A 19504-nucleotide genomic window follows, 5' to 3' on the forward strand; every position below is an offset into this window, starting at 1 on the left:
GGCCGGCCCGGGGGGGGGGGTGGGGGGGCCGGGGGGGGGCCGCCCCCGGGGCCCCCCCCCCCCGGCCCCCCCCGGGGGGGGGGGCGTGGGGCCCGCCCACCCCCCCCGCCCCACCGCTCGTCGCTGTCGCCCGGTCGATCGCCCCGGACTGGCGCACGGGCAGCCTCAGTAGGCCACCAGCGCGATGAGCAATGAGGACACCGCGGCGACCAGGAGCACGACGCCGGTGCCGAGCCCGACCACCGCGCTCACCGCCACGGCGCGCGCCCGGGCCACCGGGATCGCCGCGACCGCGATCAGGGTGACCAGCGCGGCGACCACATGGATCAGCGGGTAGTCCATCAGTACCGCCACCGGGAAGAGATGCACGCCCACGACAAGGGCGACCCAGGGGGCGGTCAGCTCACGGCGCCCCAGCAGGGCGAGCAGGCCGGCACCGACGGCGGCAGCCCCGAACTCGATCCCGACGACGATGCCGAAGGTCCGGCTGGTGTCGGCGTCGAACGCCGTACCGTCCGACCAGTGACTCCAGGCGAGGAGACCACCGGCGGCGGCCGTCAGCAGCGAGAGAACCGAACCGGCGATGAGCACCGGCCGCCACGGCTTCGGCGGCGCCTCCTGAGCCCAGCCGAACCAACTGGAGGCGAAGAACCCGAAGACGAACGCCGTCGCCGCCGCGTCTCGGACATGTTCGGTGATCATTGCGCTCCCCCGGGGTACCGCGTGGCTCGACGACCGTTTTCGCCTCTGTCGGCCGCGCTGCACCAGCGTCCACGACGCGGTAATACTGCCCTGACGGTGCGCTCGGCGACAGCGCGGGTTGCGGTCGCTCAGGCCATGGCCCCCTGTCCCGTGACGAGGTTGCTGGCGACGCCGATCGGGATGAACGCCGCCAGCCCCGCGACCTGCCATGGACTGTCCGGAGCGAATCGGCCGAGGCGATCGGTGACGCTGCTTAGCTTCGTCCGATGTCGTTGACGCAGCGCAGCACCGGCCGGGAGGTGAGGGCTGCGGCGTCCAGCGGGGTGTCGGCGTGGACGGTGAAGGTCGTCGACTCCCCTGGCAGCAGGGTGACCAGCACCTCGTCCACCTCGGCGGACGGCTCCAGCCGGTCCGGGAAGAGGGTCAGGTCGCGCAACACCGTGCGGGCGGTGACCCGGACCCGCTGTCCACCGTCGACCGCCTCGACCGTCGCGTCCCAGGCCGCCGCCGGCCAGTCGACGTCCCGGTCCTCGGCGAAGAACCAGAGCGCACGCCGCGCGCTCTCGCCCGCCTCGGCCACCAGCAACTCCCGCCGGTCCTCCTCCGGCCGCGACAATTCCGCCGGCAGCGCCAGCGTCACCGCCGAGTACGCGGGGACGTCCAGCTCCATCGTCGTCTTCGCCCGGGGCTCGCCGGTGAGGGTCAACCGGGTCACCGAGGCCGACGCCCGCCAGGGCGTGCCACCGTCGTTCACCGCGACCAGGGCCAGGCCGCCTTCGCGGGGCTGCACGGTGAGCAGCCGGTCGGCGTACGCGTGGCGCAGCGCGTACCACAGTGGTTTGCGCCGGCCGTCCCCGTCGACGGCCGACCAGGAGGTGACCGGCCAGCAGTCGTTGAGCTGCCAGACGATGGTGCCCGCGCAGACGCTCCGGTGCGAGCGGAAGTGCTCCACCCCGAGCTGGATCGCCCGAGCCTGGTTGAGTTGCGTCAGGTAGTGCCAGTCGTCGAAATCTGCCGGGACGGGCAGGTGCGCGTCCAGGCCGCGCTGGAGCTTGGCGTCCCCGCCGGCCGCCTTCTGGTGGTGCGCCATCCCCGGCGAGTCGTGGGCGAGGGGTTCGTCGCTCAGCGCCCGACGCAGGGTGGCGTACGCCGGTGGGCCCTGGTAGCCGAACTCGGCGACGAAGCGCGGCACGTACTCCCGGTACTTGCGGTAGTCGTCGGTGTTCCACACGTCCCAGATGTGCGTGGTGCCGTGCGCCGGGTCGTTGGGGTGGATCTCCTCGGTGCCTGACCAGGGGCTGCCCGGCCAGTACGGGCGGGTCGGGTCCAGCTCGCCGACGATGCGGGGCAGCACGTCCAGGTAGTAGCCGCGACCCCAGGTGCGCCCGGCCAGCACCTCTTGCCAGTCCCAGTCGTGCCAGCCCCAGATGTTCTCGTTGTTGCCGGTCCAGAGCACCAGCGACGGGTACGGCGCCAGCCGGGTCACCTGCTCAGCGGCCTCGGCGGCCACCTCGCTGCCGAACGGCTCCTCCTCCGGGTACGCGGCGCAGGCGAACAGGAAGTCCTGCTGGACCAGCAGTCCGCGCTCGTCGGCGAGGTCGTAGAAGTCCGCCGACTCGTACCGGCCACCGCCCCAGACCCGCAGCAGGTTGATGTTGGCGGCCGTGGCCTGGTCGAACCGCTCGGCCAGCCGCTCCCGGGTGACCCGGTTGGGAAACACGTCGTCCGGGATCCAGTTGACCCCGCGCACGAAGACCGGGACGTCGTTGACCGACAGCGCGAACGGGGTGCCGTGCTCGTCGGGGGTGGTGTCCAGTCGGACCGAGCGGAAGCCGATCCGCCGGGACCAGCTGTCCAGGATGTCGCCGTCCGGCGCGTGCAGGGTCACCTCCATCAGGTGGCGCGCCTGCTCGCCGTACCCCCGGGGCCACCACAGCGCGGGCTCGCGGGCGGTGAGGGTCAGCACGGCCGTGCGCTGCCCGGCCGGGACGACCACCTCGGCGTGGGCGCCGGCGACGGTGGCCCGGACGGTCAGCGGGACGTCCGCGACCCGCTCGACCTCGACGTGCAGCTCGACCCGCCCGTCCCGGCCGGCCAGGGTGACCAGCGGGCGGACGGTGGCCAGCCGGGCGGTGGACCAGGCGTGCAGGCCGATCTCCTGCCAGATGCCGGCGGTGACCAGCGTGGGGCCCCAGTCCCAGCCGAAGTTGCAGGCCATCTTGCGGATGAAGTGGAACGGCTCCGGATAGGCGTTGGGCCGGTCGCCGAGTCGCTCCTGCTGCGCCTCGGCGTAGCGGTAGGCGGAGTCGAACGCGACGACCAGGTCGTTGTCGCCGTCGCGCAGCAGCGCTCGGACGTCGAACCGGTAGCCGCGGTGCATGTTCTCGGTGCGGCCGACCTCGACACCGTTGACGGTGACCGTGGCGACGGTGTCCAGGCCGGCGCAGACCAGGTCGACCCGATCGTGGTCGCCCGCCGGGCGCCGGAAGCTCGTCCGGTAGCTCCAGTCGGTGCGCCCGATCCAGGCCAGTGCCAGTTCGTTGTCGTCGAGGTAGGGATCGGGGATCAGCCCGGCGTCGAGCAGGTCGGTGTGCACGCAACCGGGCACGGTGGCCTGGACGGTCAGCCCGGCGATCTCGGCCGGCACCTGCGCTCCGGGCGTCGCCTGCAGGGTCCAACCGTCGTGGAGTGCCTGTCGGCTCAAGACTTCACCGCACCTTCCATGATTCCGCGGACGATCTGCCGTCCACCGATGAACAACATGATCAGCAAGGGGATGGTAGCCACGAACGCACCGGCGAGCACCCGACGGTAGATGACGTAGTTGCCGCTGGCCAGGTCGGAGATGGCGACCATCGAGGTCGGGTAGTCGGTGCCGCCCAGGGTGATCAACGGCCACTGGAAGTCGTTCCAGGTCGCCACGAAGGTGAGTAGGCCGAGCACCGCGAGGGCCGGCCGGATCGCCGGCAGGACGATGGACCGGTAGACCCGCATGGTGGTCGCGCCGTCCATCCGGGCCGACTCGATCAGCTCGTCGGGGACGGTGTTGAGGATGAACTGCCGCATGTAGAAGACGCCGAACGCGGTGACCAGGCCGGGCACGATGACCGCCAGCAGGGTGCCGTTCCAGCCCAGCTTGCCCATCACGATGTACAGCGCGACGACGCCGAGCTGGTTCGGCACGGTGAGGGTGAGCACCACGAACAGCATCAGCCACCGGCTGCCGGCGAAGCGCAGTTTGGCGAAGGCGAACCCGGCCAGGGAGCAGAAGAACAGCATCGAGACGGTCACCACGGTCGAGACGATGACGCTGTTGATCAGCGAGGCGGCGAAGTAGACGTCCTGGAGGGAGAAGACCTCGTCCAGGTTGACCAGGAACCGGTCCCCGGGGATCACCGCCGGTGGGATCTGGGCCAGGGCCTCGTCGTTGCTGGTGGCGATGACGAACATCCAGTACAGCGGGAACGCCGCGAACAGCATTGTGGTGGCCAGCAGGAGGTACGTCCCGACGCCGGCCGGGGTGTCCTGCGGGGCGCGACCCATCAGGGCGGCCCGTCGCCGACGGCTCTTGGTGACCGCCGACCGGGGCGGTGTGGTGTCGACGGCGCTCACCTGGATCGCCCTCCGGAGAGTCGGTTGGTCAGCAGCGTGTTGATCCCGGCGACGACCAGGATGATCAGGAAGAGCGCCCAGCTCATCGCGGCCGCGTAGCCGAGGTTGAGGTCCTTCCAGCCGACCTTGTAGATCAGCTGCGCGATGGTCTGCCACTCGCCGTTGGGTCCGCCGGTGGCGGCCTGGGCGTTGAGGTCGAAGAGCATCGGCTCGATGAAGAGCTGGAACCCACCGATGGTGGAGAGGATGACGGTGAACACGATCACCGGCTGGATCATCGGCACGGTGATCCGCCAGAGCTGACGCCACGGGCCAGCCCCGTCGACCGCGGCGGCCTCGTAGACGTCGCGCGGGATGGACTGCATGGCGGCCAGGTAGAGCAGCGCGTTGTAGCCGATCCACTTCCAGTTGACCATCGTGGCGATGGCGATCCAGGCGTGCAGCTTGTCGGCCCGCCAGTTGATCGGGTCACCGTCGCCGATGCCGAACAGGCCGAGCACCCAGTTGGCCATCCCGAAGTCGCGGGAGAAGAAGACGCTGAACACCATGGTCGAGGCGACGATCGGGGTGACGTACGGCAGTAGCACGCCCACCCGCCACCAGGTCTGCGCTCGGAGCCGGCGGTTGAGCAACGACGCCACGATCAGCGCGAGCAGCAGCTGTGGCACCGAGGAGAGCAGGAAGATGCCGAAGGTGTTGTAGAGCGCGTTCCAGAAGTCGTCGTCGCCGAAGAGCTGGCGGAAGTTGGCCAGACCGGCCCACCCGGTGAGCGTCGGATCGTCCAGCCGGTAGTTCCGCAGGGCGATGACGCCGTTGAAGATCAGCGGGAACAGGCCGAAGACCAGGAAGATCAGGAAGAACGGCGCGATCAACACGTACGGCATGTAGCGCATGTCGAACCGGTACAGCCGGTCGCGCCAGCTGGGCCGGCGGTGGTCCGGGTCGGTGCCGTGACCGTGCCGCCCGGCGGCGGCACGGCGGCCCGACGACGCGGGCGCGGCGCGGGTGGTGGACATCGGGACACTCCAGGGCCGAAGAGACGGGGTACGCGCGGATGGCGCGGGGGCGGCCCGGGTCCGGCCCGCCCCCGCCCAGCGGGCTCAGGATGTGCTGGCCTTCTCGGCTTCCTTGACCGCCTCGGCCCAGGCGGCCTCGGGCTTGAGGGTCTTGTTCTGCACCCGGATCAGCACGTTCTCCACGGCCACCCGGGTCGGGCCGTTCTTCTTGCCCAGGTACTGCGGGGTCAGGCCCTGCGCCATCTTCGGGAAGATCTGGCCGACCGGTGCGTCGGTGAAGAACGGGTTCTTGAAGTCGGCGATGGCCGGGTCGCTGTAGAGGGCGGGCTGCGACGGCAGGTTGCCGACCTTCTTGAAGATCTCGATCTGCTGCTCCGGTTGGACCAGCCACTCCAGCAGCTTGTACGCCTCGTCGACGTGCTTGCTCTGCTTGGGGATGGTCAGGAAGGAACCGCCCCAGTTGCCGCCGCCACCGGGCACAGCGGCGATGTCCCACTTGCCCTGGGTGCCGGGGGCGGTGTCCTTGATGTGCCCGAGCATCCAGGCCGGGCAGGCGAGCACGGCGAAGGAGCCGCTGGTGAAGCCCTTGTCCCAGTCGGCCTGGAAGCTGGCCAGGTTGGCGGAGAGACCAGCCTGGATCGCCTTGATGGTGTAGTCGAAGGCCACCTTCGGGCCCTGCTCCATCTGGAGCTGGTCCTGCTCGTTGTAGAAGCCGACCTGCTGCTGGCCGAGGATCGGGTTGAACAGGTTGCTGCCGGCGTCGATGAACTTCTTGTTGGTCTTGCCGGTGTACTGCTGGCCGACCTCGATGAACCTGTCCCAGGTGGGCCAGAGGGCCGAGACCTGGTCGCGTTCGGTGGGCAGCCCGGCGGCCTTGAACAGATCGGTGCGGTAGCACATGGCCAGGCCCCCGGTGTCGGTGCCGAGGCCGATCTGGGTCTTGCCGTCGGCGGAGAGCGACTGCTTCCACTTCCAGGCCAGGTACTTGCTCTCGTACGAGCCGGCGCCCTTGTCGAGCAGGTTGACGAACTTGTCCGACTGGCCGCGGAACTGCACCATGAAGCCCTCGTCGATGGCGGCGATGTCCGCCGCGCCGGAGCCGGCGACCAGCTTCTTCTGCAGGTCCTCGTGCTGGGCGTTGTACTCCCCCGAGTTCAGCTGGATCTTGACGTTCGGGTTGGCCGCCTCGTACTTCGTCTTGAGGTCCTGAAGGCCGAAGTCACCCCAGAAGTTGATTTTCAGGGTGACCTGCCCGTCCGTCGCGCCGGAATCCTGCCCGCTCTTGCCGCTGCACGCGGCGACCAGGGCGAGACCGACCGTGCCCACGGTGACCGCGCGGGCCCACCGGGTCCAGGAGCGTTTCATGGCATCCTCCGAACAAGTGGGAACGCTCCCGACATCGAGAGACGTTGACTGAACCGGATAAGTGAGGCCACCGTACGGGCCGGTTCCGGGAGTGTCAACGGCTCGTTAACGCAGTGCACGAACGGTCCAGGTAAAGGGCCATGGGAGCGCGAACAGGCGTGGTGTAGCGCTTGCTGGCGCAGCTCCACGCGCCGGCCGGCACGCCCGAACCGAGGACGCACCGGTACGCTGAACCGGGCAAGTACGCCGCGCCCGGTGGCCGAGGTTTACCGTGGACGGTCGGTTGGCAGCCGCCGACACCGGTTGCGCTAGGTTGAGGCCGCCGGCTTGCCGCGGCAGTCAGAAGATCCGACCCCCGTGGCCGGAGAGTGGAGGAGCACGCCGGTGAAGCGGCCGACCATCGCCGACGTCGCCCGACGCGCCGGGGTGTCCAAGGGCGCCGTGTCGTACGCGCTGAACGGGCAGCCCGGCGTCTCCGAGGCCACCCGGCAGCGCATCCTGGCCATCGCCGCCGAGATCGGGTTCAGCCCGAGCAGCGCCGCCCGGGCCCTCTCCGCCGCCACCGCCGAGGCCGTCGGCCTGGCCCTGTGCCGGCCCGCCCGGATACTGGGCATCGAGCCGTTCTTCATGGAGCTGATCAGCGGCGTCGAGGCCGAACTCTCCGCCCGCTCGTACGCCCTGACCCTCCAGGTGGTGGCCGACCACGATGCCGAGATCGCGGTCTACCGACGCTGGTGGGGCGAGCGGCGGGTCGACGGCGTGCTCGTCTGCGACCTGCGCACCGACGACCGCCGCATCCCCGCACTGGAGCAGCTCCAACTGCCGGCGGTGGTGATCGGCGGGCCGGGCGGCACCGGCGACCTGGCCAGCCTCTGGTCCGACGACGCGGCCGCGCTGACCGAGGCGGTGGAGTACCTGGTCGCGCTCGGGCACCGGCGGATCGCCCGGGTCGGCGGCCTGCCCGACCTGCGACACACCGAGATCCGCACCGAGGCCTTCGCGGCGGTGTGCCAGCGGCTCGGCCTGGTCGACGCGGTCACCGTCTGGTCCGACTACACCGGCGAGGAGGGCGGACGGGCCACCCGCCGGCTGCTCAGCTCGGCCCAGCGGCCCACCGCGGTCATCTACGACAACGACGTGATGGCCATCGCCGGGCTCTCCGTCGCCCAGGAGATGGGGCTCACCGTGCCGGGTGACCTGTCCATCGTGGCCTGGGACGACTCGCCGCTCTGCCGGCTGGTGCACCCGCCGCTGACCGCGCTGGGCCGGGACATCCCGGCGTACGGCGCGCACGCCGCCCGGCAACTGCTCGCCGTCATCGCCGGACAGCCCGCGACCCGGGTGCAGGACGAGACCCCGCACCTCACCCCGCGCGGCAGCACCGCACCGCCCCGGGACAGGTGAACCGGTTCACCCAGGGGCGGTCAGCGGGACGTCGAGGGAAACTCCTCGAAGTACGCCTCGACCCGCTCGGCGGTCGCCGGGCGGGCCAGCGCGAAGCCCTGCCCGTACCGACAGCCGGCCCGCTGCGCCCCCCCGACCTGGGCCGGTGACTCCAGCTCCTCGGCGACGATCTCCACCCCCAGCCGCTCGCCGACGTTGACCACCACGTCGATCAGCGGCGGCTGCCCGTCCGGCCGCGCGCCCACCAGCTCCGGGCCCACCTTGAGCAGGTCGATCGGCAGCCGGCGGAGCTGGGCCAGCGAGGCGTGCTCGGCCCGGAAGTCGTCCAGGGCGGTGCGGACTCCCAGCGACCGCAGGCCGGCCAACCGGGCCACCACGGTCGACAGGTCGGCGGCGACCCTCGGCTCGGCCACCTCCACCACCAGTCGCTCCGGCGACACCCCGTACGCGGCCAGCACGGCGGCGGCGCGCTGCACGAAGTCGGGGGTGGTCAGCTCCCGGGTGGTGACGTTGACCGCCATCCACAGCTCCCGACTGCCCGCCGACCAGTCGGCCAACTGCCGGCAGGCCCGGTCCAGGACCCACCACTCCAGCTCGCCGACCAGGTCCAGGTCCTCGGCGACCGGCAGCAACTCGGTCGGGAGCACCGTGCCGAGTACCGGGCTGCGCCAGCGCAACAACGCCTCGGCGCCCACCGGCTGCCGGCTCGCCAGGTCGAGCACCGGCTGGTAGACCAGGTCCAGCTCGCCACGCGCCACCGCACCGGGCAGCTCACGTTCCAGATCGAGCCGGCGGACCAGCTGCTCCTCCAGGAACGCGTCGTACCACTCGACCCGGTCCCGGCCCAGCTGCACGGCCCGCCGCCGGGCCAGCTCGGCCTGGCGGAGCACGTCCGCCGGCCCGGCGCCGCTCACCTCGGCCAGCCCGATGCTCGCATGCACCCGCAGCACCGACCCGGCCAGCTGGTAGGGCGGGGTGAGCACGGTCAGCAGCCGGGTGCCCAGCGCGTACGCCACCACCGGGCCGGCGGAGGTGACCACGGCGAAGCCGGCGCTCGTGCACCCGGCGACCAGGTCACCGGGCGCGATGATCGCGCTGGCCCGGCGGACCGCCTCGGCCACCACGTCCTCGCGGCCCGTCGGCCCGATCGCGTCGGCGCTGTGCAGGTCCACCAGCAGCAGCGCGCCGACCGGGACCGGCACGTCGCCGATCGCGGCGAGGGCGTCCAGCAGGGCCGTGCGGTCCCCCGGACCGCCGCCACCGGACAGAACGGACCGACGGCCGAACGCCGACCAGGTCGCGCCGTCGTCGGGCGGCCAGGTCGAGCCGACGCCGTCCGAGATGGCCGACCCGACAGCAGTCGTACCTGGGTGCTCCGACGTGCCGAGCCAGCGCTGCTGAGCCGCACGGCGGTGCCGGACCGCCCGACCGCTACGCCGCCGGTGTGCGGCACGGCGCTCGGGGGAAGCCGCGTCACCGGAGCGCAGCAGCTCACGCAGCATCAGTGGCGGCACCGCCGCCAGGGCCAGCAGCACGCTCGTCCGATCCGGCGCCCGGCCCGCGCCCAGGTGCAGGCTCCCCGCCAGCAGCAGCAACACCGCCGGAAGCACCGCCCGGGGCCAGGCCGGGGCGACCCGACCCACCGCCGCCGCGTCGCCCGTGGCCACCGCGTAGCCCGCCGTCACCGCTTCGCCCTGCGCCACCGCGTCGCCCGCACCGAGCGCGGTGAGCAGCATCCCGAGCACCAGCGGCGGCACGGCCAGCAGGGCCGCCCGACCGGCCGACACGGGCGGCAGGGCCGTCAACAGCACCAATCCGACCAGGGTGAGCAGGACCCCACCCCGGCAGATCGCGCCGGCCGCGCGTCGGTACGGGCCGGTGAACGCACTGAGCGCCGCCATACCAAGCCCACCGAGCACCAGCGCGGCGGCCATCCGGGCCGGCACCGGCAGCGTGTCGCGGGGCAGCAGCAACCAGCCGGCGAGGGCCAGCCCGATGGCCGGGCCGGTCGCCTCGATCAGCAACCGCAACCGGGCCTGGTTCGGTGACCGCGTCCGGCCGACGAGTCGGCGCAGCCCGGCCACGGACAGGGCCGCCACGACCAACGACCCGACCAGCGCGGCGGCCCGATGCCCGGTGTCGGCCAGCGGCAACACGGCGGCGCTGACACCGGCTGCCACCACCGCCGCGTCGAGCAGCACCGCCGCCGCGCGCGGCCAAGAATCGGGGTGCGCCAGATCGGGGTGCGACGGATCGGCGGACGACAGATCGGCGGGCGACGGATCGGCGGAGCGCCGGGTGGCCAGCCGGGAGAGCCGCACCCCGGCGAGCGTGGCGCCCGCACCGCCGGCCAGTGCGATCACCACCGACGTCGGGGCCAGGCCAGCGGCGCCGGCGAGGACGAGCAGCGTCACCGCCGCGGACACGGCGGCCTCCGGCGCCGCCCGGCGGGGGACGAGGACGCGGAACGGGTACGCGAGGAGCACGGCGGTCGCCTTCGTGAGGGGGCACGGGGCGGTGCGGCGGTGCGGGACATCGGACGTTGCGGGTCCGCTGCCCACCAGTCGAGAACGACCGGCGGTCAAATCGGTTACGCGCCGGCCACCGAAAGGAAGCAGTGACCCGTGTCACTGTACGGCGTGCCGGGCGGCCCGACACCGCCCGCCGCGAGCCGGACCAGCCGGAGGTGGGATCATCGGAGGGTGAGTACGCCCAACACGATCCGCTTCCGGTACAACCAAGGCATCCTGGCCGCCGCGATCATCGCCTTCATCGGTGCCCTGCCGCTGGCCAACGCCCGGGCGTACCTGCTGCCGGTGCTGCTCGTCCCGCTCGCCGTCGGCGCGTGGGCCTGGCGGGCCGGCACCGACGCCGACGACCGGGAGCTGCGCCTGCGCGCACTGGCGGGGCAGCGCCGGATCGGCTGGGACCGGGTCGTCGAGCTGGCCACCGACCCGCGCGGGCGGGCGGTCGCCCGGCTCGACGACGGCCAGCAGGTCGTCCTACCGGCGGTACGCGGCTCGGACCTGCCCCGGCTGGTCTCGGCCACCGGCCAGACGCTGCCCGGCGCGGCCGGCTGAGCCACGGTCAGCGGCCGGCTGAGCTACGCCCGTCAGCGGCCGGCTGAGCTACGCGGTCAGTAGCCGTCGACCACCGTGTTGATCAGCGGCTGGCCGGCGGCGAAGCGCCGCACCTGATCGCCGACCAGCCGGTAGGCGCGCGGCAGCAGCCCTCGCACCGACCCGGCCACGTGCGGAGTGAGCAGCACGTTCGGCATCGTCCACAGCGGAGAATCGGCGGGCAGCGGCTCGGGGTCGGTGACGTCGAGCGCCGCCGAGATCCGGCCGGTGCCCAGCTCGGCGACGAGCGCCTCGGTACGGGCCACCGGCCCCCGGGCCGCGTTGACCAGCAGCGCACCGTCCGGCATCGCGGTCAGGAACTCCTTGTCGATCAGGCCGCGCGTCTGGTCCGTGAGCGGCACCAGCACCACCACCACGTCGGCCTCCGGCAGCAGCCGGGGCAGCTCCTCGACGCCGTGCACCCCCTGCTCGGGCCGGGCGGTCCGGGCCACCAGGGTGAAGCTCACCTCGAACGGGGCGAGCCGGTCCCGCACCGCGGTGCCGATCGAACCGGCCCCGACGATGAGCACCCTCTTGCCGGTGAGCTCGTCGGTCGGGGCGACGTCGCCGAATGCCCACCGTCGGTCGGCCTGCGCCCGGACGAAGGCCGGGAACGCCCGTAGCTGGGTCAGGATCGCCGTGACGACCCACTCGGCCGTGGACGGATCGTGCACTCCCCGGGCGTCGCAGAGCGTGACACCCGTCGGCGTCCGACCCGCCCAGGCGTCCGCACCGGCGGAGAGCAGTTGCACCACCGCCAGATCGGGCAGCTCGTGCAGCAGCGCGGTCGCGTCCGAGCCGGCCAGGAACGGCGGTACCCAGAACCGCACGCCGGCCACCGCTGAGGGCAGCCGCTCGGCGTGCTCGACGACTTCCACCGTCACGTTCGGGGGCAGCTCGCCGACGAGGTTCAGGCCGGCCTGGTGCGGAATCCATACCTTCACGTCCGCCGACGATAGCCCCCGCACCGGCGGCCGGTGCGGGCACGGCGGTGAACCGGCGTCCCGGGGGATGGCGCGCCGAGTCGGCCCGGGCGAGACTCGGCACACCGACGTTCGGCCGCGGCGTGAACCAGGTATAACGGATGGTCGGAGTGCCGGTCGGCCTCCGCCCCGGCAGACAGGCGCTCATGACCGACGGCTCCCCCGCCCGCCCCCGGCGTTCGATCGCACCACCCCTGGCGCTCGGCGATCCGGCACGGTTGCGGGCGCTCGCCGACACCGGGCTGGACGCCGCCCCGGACGAGGCGTTCGACCGGTTCGCCCGCCTGGTCAGCGACCTGCTGGACGTACCCGTCGCGCTGGTCTCCCTGGTCTCCGCCGAGCGGCAGTTCTTCCCCGGCGCGGTCGGGTTGCCGGAGCCCTGGGCGGAGCGCCGGCAGACCCCGCTGAGCCACTCGTTCTGCCAGCACGTGGTGGACATCGAGGTGCCGATGGTGCTGCCGGACGCCCGGCTCTACCCCCGCGTGCGGGACAACCTGGCCATCGAAGACCTCGGCGTGGTCGCGTACGCCGGGATGCCGCTGACCGACCTCTCCGGCCGGGTGCTCGGCTCGCTCTGCGCCATCGACAGCAAGCCGCGGGCCTGGACCGCCGGACAGCTGCGGACGCTGGCCGACCTGGCCGCCGCCTGCTCCTCGGAGCTGCGACTGCGGATCGCGCTGGACGGGGCGGAGGAGGCACGTCGGCGAGTCGTGCGGGCGCACGAGCGACTGGAACTGCTCGCCGGCCTGAGCGAGACGCTGGCCGGCACGCTGGACGTGGGCACCGCGCTGCGCCGGCTCGCCGACACCATGGTGCCGCTGCTCGCCGACTGGTGCCTGCTCACCCTGGTCGGGCCGACCGGCCTGCCCCGCGAGGTGGTCGCGGTACACCGGGACCCCGCCCGGACTGCGGACGTCGACCGCTTCGCCGAACTGCTGCGCACCGGGCTGAGCGCGGATTCGGCCATCCGGGCGGTGCTGCGGACCGGCCGGCCCCGGCTCGGCGGTGTGGCGTCGCTGGCGGATGTGGCACGTGGCACTACGAATCCGGAGATGGCGTCGATCGCCGGCCGCCTGGGTATCGCCTCCTACCTCTGCGTGCCGGTCCGTGCCGCCGGCGGCACGGTGCTCGGCGCGATCACCCTGGTCAACGACGCACAGCGCCAGCAGTTCGACGACCGCGACCTGCTCACCGCGGTCGACATCGGTCGCCGCGCCGGGCAGGCGATCGGCAACAGCTCGATGTACGGCGAGCAGCGGCACGTCGCCGAGGTGCTGCAACACAGCATGCTGCCGCAACTGCCGGTCGTACCCGAGCTGGAGCTGGCGGCCCGCTACCAGCCGGCGGCCGACCGGGTGGAGGTGGGCGGTGACTGGTACGACGCCTTCGTCCAGCCCGATGGGGACCTGATCGCGGCGATCGGGGACGTGGCCGGGCACGACATCGAGGCGGCGGCGACCATGGGCCAGCTGCGCAACCTGGTGCGCGGCAACGCGTTCGGCCGGCAGGACGCGGTCGGGGAGCTGATGACCCACCTGGACGGCGCGATCCGCGGCCTGCGGCTGCCGATCGCGGCCACCGCGACGCTGGTCCGGATCTGTCCCCAACGGTCCGGTGGCTGGGAGATGACCTGGTCCAACGCCGGGCACCCGCCGGCCCTGCTGGTCCGTGCCGGCGGCGCGGTGGAGGTCCTCGAAGCGCCGCCGGAAGCGCTGCTCGGGCTGGCCCGGCCGGTGCGACGGACCAGCCAGTCGACCAGCCTGGCCACCGGCGACACCCTGCTGCTCTACACCGACGGGCTGATCGAGCGGCGGGACCGGTCCATCGACGAGGGGCTCGCCGAGCTGCTGGACCGGCTGACCGGCACCGACACGCTGCCCCTCGACGAGCTGTGCGACCTGCTGCTCGCCTCGACCCGGCACCGCGAGGACGACACCGCGCTGCTGGCCGTGCGGGCACGCTGAACGGTCCACCCCGGAGCACCGCCGGCATCCGCCGTGTCCTGTCGGGCCCGGCCGGGCCGTCCGGCGGGATACCCTGGGCCGGGTGAGCGCCCGTCCCCCGTACACTCGCACCCGCCGCCTCCGGGCGGCCCTCGCGGCGTCCTGCGCGGCGCTGCTGTTCGCCGCCGGTTGCAGCTTCGGCGAGCCGGAGCCGGACCCGGCCGGTGAGCCGCCCAACCTGCCGACCCCGTCGGCGCCGGCGAGCCCCGGCGGCGCCGGCCAGCAGGCGGTGGCGACGGTGCTCGCCAAGGGGCTGCGGGTGCCCTGGGCGATCGCCTTCCTGCCAGACGGCGGCGCGCTGGTCACCGAGCGGGACAGCGGCCGGATTCTCCAGGTCGGTCCCGAGTCCGGGCCGGACGGGCTGCGGGTCCGGGTGGTGCAGACGATCACCGACGTGGCGGCGGCGGGCGAGGGCGGCCTGCTCGGCATCACCGTCTCCCCCGGCTACGACAAGGACCGCACGGTCTTCGTCTACTACACGACCGAGCAGGACAACCGGGTCGTCCGGCTGCAGCTCGGTGGGCAGCCCACCCCGATCCTCACCGGCATCCCCAAGGCCAACGTGCACAACGGCGGTGGGCTGGGCTTCGGCCCGGACGGGCAGCTCTACGCCAGCACGGGTGACGCCGGTGAGCGCCCCGCCGCCCAGGACGTGAAGAGCCTCGGCGGCAAGATCCTGCGGATCACCCCGGACGGGAAGCCGGCCGCGGGCAATCCCTACCCCGGCTCCCCGGTCTGGTCGCTGGGGCACCGCAACGTGCAGGGCTTCACCTGGGACGCCGCCAAGCGGATGTACGCCGTGGAGTTCGGCCAGAACACCTGGGACGAGATCAACCAGATCACCAAGGGCGGCAACTACGGCTGGCCGCAGGTCGAGGGGCGGGCCGGCGACAAGCGGTACAGCGACCCGATCACCCAGTGGGCGACCTCGGACGCGTCCTGCTCCGGGCTGGCCGCCGCGGATCGGCTGCTGGTCACCGGCTGCCTGCGCGGCAAGCGGCTCTGGGTGATGGAGCTGACCGACATGGGCACGCTGCTCGGTCAGCCCAGTGAGCTGCTCACCAACCGGTACGGCCGGCTGCGCGCGGTGGCCGCCGCGCCGGACGGATCGCTCTGGGTGAGCACCTCCAACCACGACGGGCGGGGCAACCCGGCGGCCGACGACGACCGGCTCCTGCGGGTGGTCTTCGCCGGCGGCGACGGCGGTCGCAGCTGACCTTCGTCACCATCCGTGCAGGTTTGCCAAGATCCTCCGATGGGCAGGTCAGAATCTCAGCATGGACGGGCAGCACGACGAGCAGCACGACGACGCCGGTGACCGGGACGACCCGGTGACCGGTGGCGAGTCGGTGACTGATGGCGAGCCGCAGCGGTCGGCCGGCCTGCGGGCTGGCCGGCTCGGTGCACTGCGCCGCACCGGGGTGATCCTCGCCGTGCTCGCCGTGGCCCTGGCCGGGGCGGTGCTCGGGGTGCTGGCCGGCGGCCGGGTGGACACCGACATCGGGCCGTTCCGGGCCAGCCTCACCCTCACCCCTGCCAGCGACGGCGGCACCACCGTCGACGTGCCTCCGCTCGGTGCGCTGCTGCTGAACAGCCACGACGGGCCGACACATCTCACCGTGCGGCTGGGGGCGCTGGACCAGGGACGCACCGAGGCGCTGCTCGACGACCCGGCCAGCATCAGCCGGGCCAGCCAGAGCGCCGTCGAGGACGTCCGGTCCGGGGTGATGCGGCTCGGCCTGCGGACCCTCGCCTCGGTGGTGCTGGTCACTCTGATCCTCGCCGGGCTGATCTTCCGCGATGTGCGGCGGACCGCCTGGGCGGGCGGGCTGGCGCTGCTCGTCACCGCCGGCAGCCTCGGCACGGCGGCGGCCACCCTGCGCCCACAGGCGATCGAGGAGCCGCGCTACGAGGGGCTGCTGGTCAACGCCCCGGCCATCGTGGGCGACGCCCGCCGCATCGCCAACGACTACACCAAGTACGCCGAGCAGCTGCAACGCATCGTCGGCAACGTCAGCCAGCTCTACACGACCGTGTCGGCGCTGCCGGTGTACGAGCCGGCGCCCGGCACCACCCGGGTGCTGCACGTGTCCGACATGCACCTCAACCCGACCGGCTGGCAGCTGATCCGGACGGTGGTGGAGCAGTTCGGCATCGACGCGGTGATCGACACCGGTGACATCACCGACTGGGGCAGCGAGCCGGAGGCGTCCTTCGTCGGCTCGATCGGCCTGCTGAAGAAGCCGTACGTGTTCATTCGGGGCAACCACGACTCGGGCCGCACCGGCGCCGCGGTGGCCCGCCAACCGAACGCGATCGTGCTGAACAACTCGACGACCACGGTCGCCGGGCTGACCATCGCCGGCATCGGCGACCCGCGCTTCACCCCGGACAAGAACACCTCCCCGGCCGGCAGCGGGCTGACCCAGCAGGTGGCCGACCAGGTGATCGGGGCCGGCGAGCAGCTCGCCAGCACGGTGCGCAACTCACCGCAGCCGGTGAACATCGCGCTGGTGCACGATCCGGCGTCCGCCGGGCCGCTCGCCGGCACCTGCCCGCTGGTGCTGGCCGGGCACACCCACTCCCGGCAGGTCTCCAAGCTGCCCCAGGCACCCGGGCAGCAGCCCACCACGCTGATGGTGGAGGGCTCCACCGGCGGCGCCGGGCTGCGCGGCCTGGAGGGCGAGAAGCCGACCCCGCTGTCGATGTCCGTGCTCTACTTCGACCAGCAGAAGATGCTCCAGGCGTACGACGACATCACCGTCGGCGGCACCGGGCAGGCCCAGGTCAACCTGGAACGGCACGTGGTGGAGAACCCGTCCGCCGGGGCACCCGCCTCGGTCACCCCCACCCCGACCCGCTGAGCGCGGGCCGGGGCGGCAGCGTCGGGAACGTGAGCGTCAGCGCAGCGCGAGGGCGGCCAGGGCGGCGTTGACGATGCTGCCGGGCAGCAGGTCGTGCAGCTCGTACAGCTCGGCAACGCTGCCGGACTGGCCAAACTCGTCCACTCCGAGCGGCACCGCCGGCGCGCCGAGCGCCGAACCGAGCCAGGCCATGGCGTGCGACGCGGCGTCGTGCACGGTCACCACCGGCACCCGGTCGGCGAACGCGGACCGCAGCGCGCCCGGCACGCTGGGCACCGTGGCGGTCCGCACGCCCTGGCGCAGGGTGCGCTGCCAGGCCCGGTAGAGCCGATCCAGCGAGGTCACGTCCACCACGTGCGCGGCGACGCCCTCCTCGGCCAGCTCCGCCGCGGCGGCCAGTACCTCGGGCAGCACCGCACCGGAGGCTGCCAGCTGCACCACCGGGGCGTCGGCCAGGTGCGGGTACGCCTGATGCGCGTCCACCAGCCGGTACGCCCCGGCGACCACCTGCCGGCGCAGCACCGCGTCACCGATCCGGGCCCGGGCCGCCTCGAACGGCGCCTGGTCCAGCGGTCGGGTGCTGAGCCGGAAGTAGTACGCGCCGTCCTCGGTGGGCGCGGCGGTCGCGGTCGGGGCCGACCCACCGGCGATCTGCCCGAGCGCGTCGCAGAGCAGCCAGTCCAGGCTGGCCGCGTACGCCGGTTCGAGGAAGGTCACCCCGGGCAGCTCCAGGCCGACCGAAGCGGTGATGGTGGACTGGTGGGCGCCGCCCTCCGGGGCCAGCGTGATGCCCGACGGGGTGCCGGCGACCACGAACCGGGAGCCGGAGTAGGTGCCGTACAGGAACGCGTCCAGGCCGCGCAGCACGAACGGGTCGTAGACCGTACCCACCGGCAGCAGCGGCTGCCCGGACAGGTCCCACGACAGGCCGAGCTGCCCGAGCAGCAGGAACAGGTTCATCTCCGAGATGCCCAGCTCGATGTGCTGCCCCGCCGGGCTCTCGGTCCAGCGCAGCATCCGGTCCTCGGTCCAGGATCGCTGCTCGGTGGGGGCGAACACCCCGGTCTTGTTGATGAACCCGGCCAGGTTGGTGGAGGTGGCCACGTCCGGCGCCGTGGTGACCAGGTAGCGGCCGACCTCCCGGTCCCGGGCCAGGTCCACCAGCACCCGGCCGAAGACCTCCTGCGTGGAGATCGGCTTGGCCGCGCGTACTCCGGTGCTCTCCGGGACGGTGACGCCGAGCGCCCGCTCGCGGGGCGCGCGGAACAGCGCCTCCCGACGGGCACCGGCCCGGATGCCGGCGGGTGACGCCGGGTCGAGGCGGTCCCACTCGGTCTCCCGGGTCAGCCCCTGCGCGGCACGCAACACGTCGACCTGCTCGGTGCTGAGCAGCGCCGAGTGGTTACGCGGATTGCCGGCGATGGGCAACCCCCACCCCTTCACGGTGTACGCGAAGACGACGCTGGGCCGGTCGGTGACCGCGTCGCACTGGGCGTACGCGTCGAGCATCGCGGACAGGTCGTGGCCGCCCAGGTCGGTGACGAGCGGGCCCAGCTCCTCGTCTGCGATGCCCCCCACGAAGGCACCCACCTCAGCCGGCGCACCGTCCAGGAACTGCTTGCGCAGCGCCGGGCCGGCCAGCCCGAACAGCGACTGGTACTGCTCGTTGGGCATCGCGTCGATCCAGTCGCGCAGCACCTCGCCGCCCGGCCGGGCGTACGCCTCGGCGAGCCGACGGCCGTACTTGACCTCCACGACGTGCCAGCCGGCCGCCTCGAACTGACCCCGCCACTGGTTGATCCGGATGCCCGGCACCACCCGGTCCAGCGACTGCCGGTTGAAGTCCACCAGCCACATGACGTTGCCCAGACCGGTGGTGGCCGGGTCGGCGACCGCCTCCCAGATGTTGCCCTCGTCCAGCTCGGCGTCGCCGATCAGCGCCACGAACCGGGAGTGCGGCCGGGCGCCGAAGTGCGCGTCGACGTAGCGCCGGGTGGCGGCGGCGAAGAGCGGAGCCGCCGCGCCGAGACCCACCGAGCCGGTGGAGAAGTCCACCTCGTCGGGGTCCTTGGTGCGCGACGGGTACGACTGGAGGCCGCCGCGGGCCCGCAGCCGGGGCAGGTACGAGCGGTCCAGGTTGCCGAGCAGGTACTGGATGGCGTGGAACACCGGAGAGGCGTGCGGCTTGACCGCAACCCGGTCCTCGGCGTCCAGGTGGGCGAACCAGAGCGCGGTCATCGCGGTGACCAGGGAGGCGCTGGACGCCTGGTGCCCGCCGACCTTCACCCCGTCGCCGGTGGCCCGGTCGTGGTTGGCGGCGTCCACGATCCGGGTGGCGAGCCAGAGCACCCGCCGCTGGATCTCGTCGAGCACATCGAGGTCGTGGTGGTTCACGGTGGCTCCATCCGGGCGTCGCCGTTGACGCCCTCGCGAGGG

At 72.8% G+C, this 19504-nt stretch carries 13 protein-coding genes; 5 read left to right on the top strand and 8 right to left on the bottom strand.

Going from position 1 to position 19504, the window contains the following annotated elements; translation table 11 throughout:
* Positions 1-165 precede the first annotated feature (165 nt).
* The 5 genes from ACFY29_RS34090 to ACFY29_RS34110 all read right to left on the bottom strand — a co-directional run bounded on the left by ACFY29_RS34090 (position 166) and on the right by ACFY29_RS34110 (position 6695).
* Entirely contained in the window at positions 166-702 is a 537-nt protein-coding gene (locus ACFY29_RS34090) for a hypothetical protein (protein ID WP_386992773.1), read from the bottom strand.
* Between the two features lie 253 nt (positions 703-955).
* Positions 956-3406, bottom strand: coding sequence for a glycoside hydrolase family 2 protein (locus ACFY29_RS34095; RefSeq protein WP_386992775.1), 2451 nt, complete (start codon positions 3404-3406; stop codon positions 956-958).
* A complete protein-coding gene (locus ACFY29_RS34100) occupies positions 3403-4245 on the bottom strand; it encodes a carbohydrate ABC transporter permease (RefSeq protein ID WP_328426337.1) in 843 nt (280 codons plus the stop codon). The genes ACFY29_RS34095 and ACFY29_RS34100 overlap by 4 nt, the downstream gene beginning before the upstream one ends.
* Positions 4246-4310: 65 nt before the next feature.
* Positions 4311-5330: a carbohydrate ABC transporter permease gene (locus ACFY29_RS34105; protein WP_386992777.1), complete on the bottom strand. Its 1020-nt coding sequence runs from the start codon at positions 5328-5330 to the stop codon at positions 4311-4313.
* 84 nt (positions 5331-5414) lie between these two features.
* On the bottom strand, positions 5415-6695 hold the full coding sequence (locus ACFY29_RS34110) for an extracellular solute-binding protein (RefSeq protein WP_386992779.1): 1281 nt from the start codon (positions 6693-6695) through the stop codon (positions 5415-5417).
* Positions 6696-7079: 384 nt separating this feature from the next.
* Between ACFY29_RS34110 and ACFY29_RS34115 the strand changes: the two genes are divergently transcribed.
* Positions 7080-8099: a LacI family DNA-binding transcriptional regulator gene (locus tag ACFY29_RS34115; RefSeq protein WP_328424349.1), complete on the top strand. Its 1020-nt coding sequence runs from the start codon at positions 7080-7082 to the stop codon at positions 8097-8099.
* Positions 8100-8119: 20 nt separating this feature from the next.
* Here the strand turns inward: ACFY29_RS34115 and ACFY29_RS34120 are convergent, their stop codons facing one another.
* On the bottom strand, positions 8120-10585 hold the full coding sequence (locus ACFY29_RS34120) for an EAL domain-containing protein (RefSeq protein WP_386992781.1): 2466 nt from the start codon (positions 10583-10585) through the stop codon (positions 8120-8122).
* A gap of 216 nt (positions 10586-10801) precedes the next feature.
* Here ACFY29_RS34120 and ACFY29_RS34125 point away from each other — a divergent pair, with 216 nt between their 5' ends.
* The gene (locus tag ACFY29_RS34125; protein WP_386992783.1) at positions 10802-11179 is read left to right on the top strand and encodes a PH domain-containing protein; all 378 of its coding nucleotides are present in this window, start codon (positions 10802-10804) and stop codon (positions 11177-11179) included.
* A gap of 56 nt (positions 11180-11235) precedes the next feature.
* Here ACFY29_RS34125 and ACFY29_RS34130 read toward each other — a convergent pair whose 3' ends face one another.
* Complete coding sequence (locus ACFY29_RS34130) at positions 11236-12162, bottom strand: 2-hydroxyacid dehydrogenase (protein WP_328424343.1); 927 nt, start codon at positions 12160-12162, stop codon at positions 11236-11238.
* A gap of 185 nt (positions 12163-12347) precedes the next feature.
* Here ACFY29_RS34130 and ACFY29_RS34135 point away from each other — a divergent pair, with 185 nt between their 5' ends.
* The 3 genes from ACFY29_RS34135 to ACFY29_RS34145 all read left to right on the top strand — a co-directional run bounded on the left by ACFY29_RS34135 (position 12348) and on the right by ACFY29_RS34145 (position 17068).
* A complete protein-coding gene (locus ACFY29_RS34135; protein WP_386992785.1) occupies positions 12348-14165 on the top strand; it encodes a SpoIIE family protein phosphatase in 1818 nt (605 codons plus the stop codon).
* An 82-nt stretch (positions 14166-14247) separates the two neighbouring features.
* Positions 14248-15420: a PQQ-dependent sugar dehydrogenase gene (locus ACFY29_RS34140; RefSeq protein WP_386992787.1), complete on the top strand. Its 1173-nt coding sequence runs from the start codon at positions 14248-14250 to the stop codon at positions 15418-15420.
* A 61-nt stretch (positions 15421-15481) separates the two neighbouring features.
* Positions 15482-17068 (top strand): metallophosphoesterase, encoded by a 1587-nt coding sequence (locus ACFY29_RS34145; protein WP_386992789.1) that lies wholly within the window; start codon positions 15482-15484, stop codon positions 17066-17068.
* 36 nt (positions 17069-17104) lie between these two features.
* Here the strand turns inward: ACFY29_RS34145 and ACFY29_RS34150 are convergent, their stop codons facing one another.
* The gene (locus ACFY29_RS34150) at positions 17105-19462 is read right to left on the bottom strand and encodes a pyruvate dehydrogenase (protein WP_386992791.1); all 2358 of its coding nucleotides are present in this window, start codon (positions 19460-19462) and stop codon (positions 17105-17107) included.
* Positions 19463-19504 lie beyond the last annotated feature (42 nt).

Origin of the sequence: Micromonospora sp. NPDC000668 (genome assembly GCF_042897975.1) — a bacterium.
GTDB lineage: Bacteria > Actinomycetota > Actinomycetes > Mycobacteriales > Micromonosporaceae > Micromonospora.

Excerpts from the sequence above, each read along its gene's own strand:
- ACFY29_RS34110 (WP_386992779.1), bottom strand. The coding sequence starts at position 6,695 with ATGAAACGCTCCTGGACCCGGTGGGCCCGCGCGGTCACCGTGGGCACG.
- ACFY29_RS34100 (WP_328426337.1), bottom strand. The coding sequence starts at position 4,245 with ATGGGTCGCGCCCCGCAGGACACCCCGGCCGGCGTCGGGACGTACCTC.
- ACFY29_RS34090 (WP_386992773.1), bottom strand. The coding sequence starts at position 702 with ATGATCACCGAACATGTCCGAGACGCGGCGGCGACGGCGTTCGTCTTC.
- ACFY29_RS34145 (WP_386992789.1), top strand. The coding sequence starts at position 15,482 with ATGGACGGGCAGCACGACGAGCAGCACGACGACGCCGGTGACCGGGAC.
- ACFY29_RS34135 (WP_386992785.1), top strand. The coding sequence starts at position 12,348 with ATGACCGACGGCTCCCCCGCCCGCCCCCGGCGTTCGATCGCACCACCC.
- ACFY29_RS34105 (WP_386992777.1), bottom strand. The coding sequence starts at position 5,330 with ATGTCCACCACCCGCGCCGCGCCCGCGTCGTCGGGCCGCCGTGCCGCC.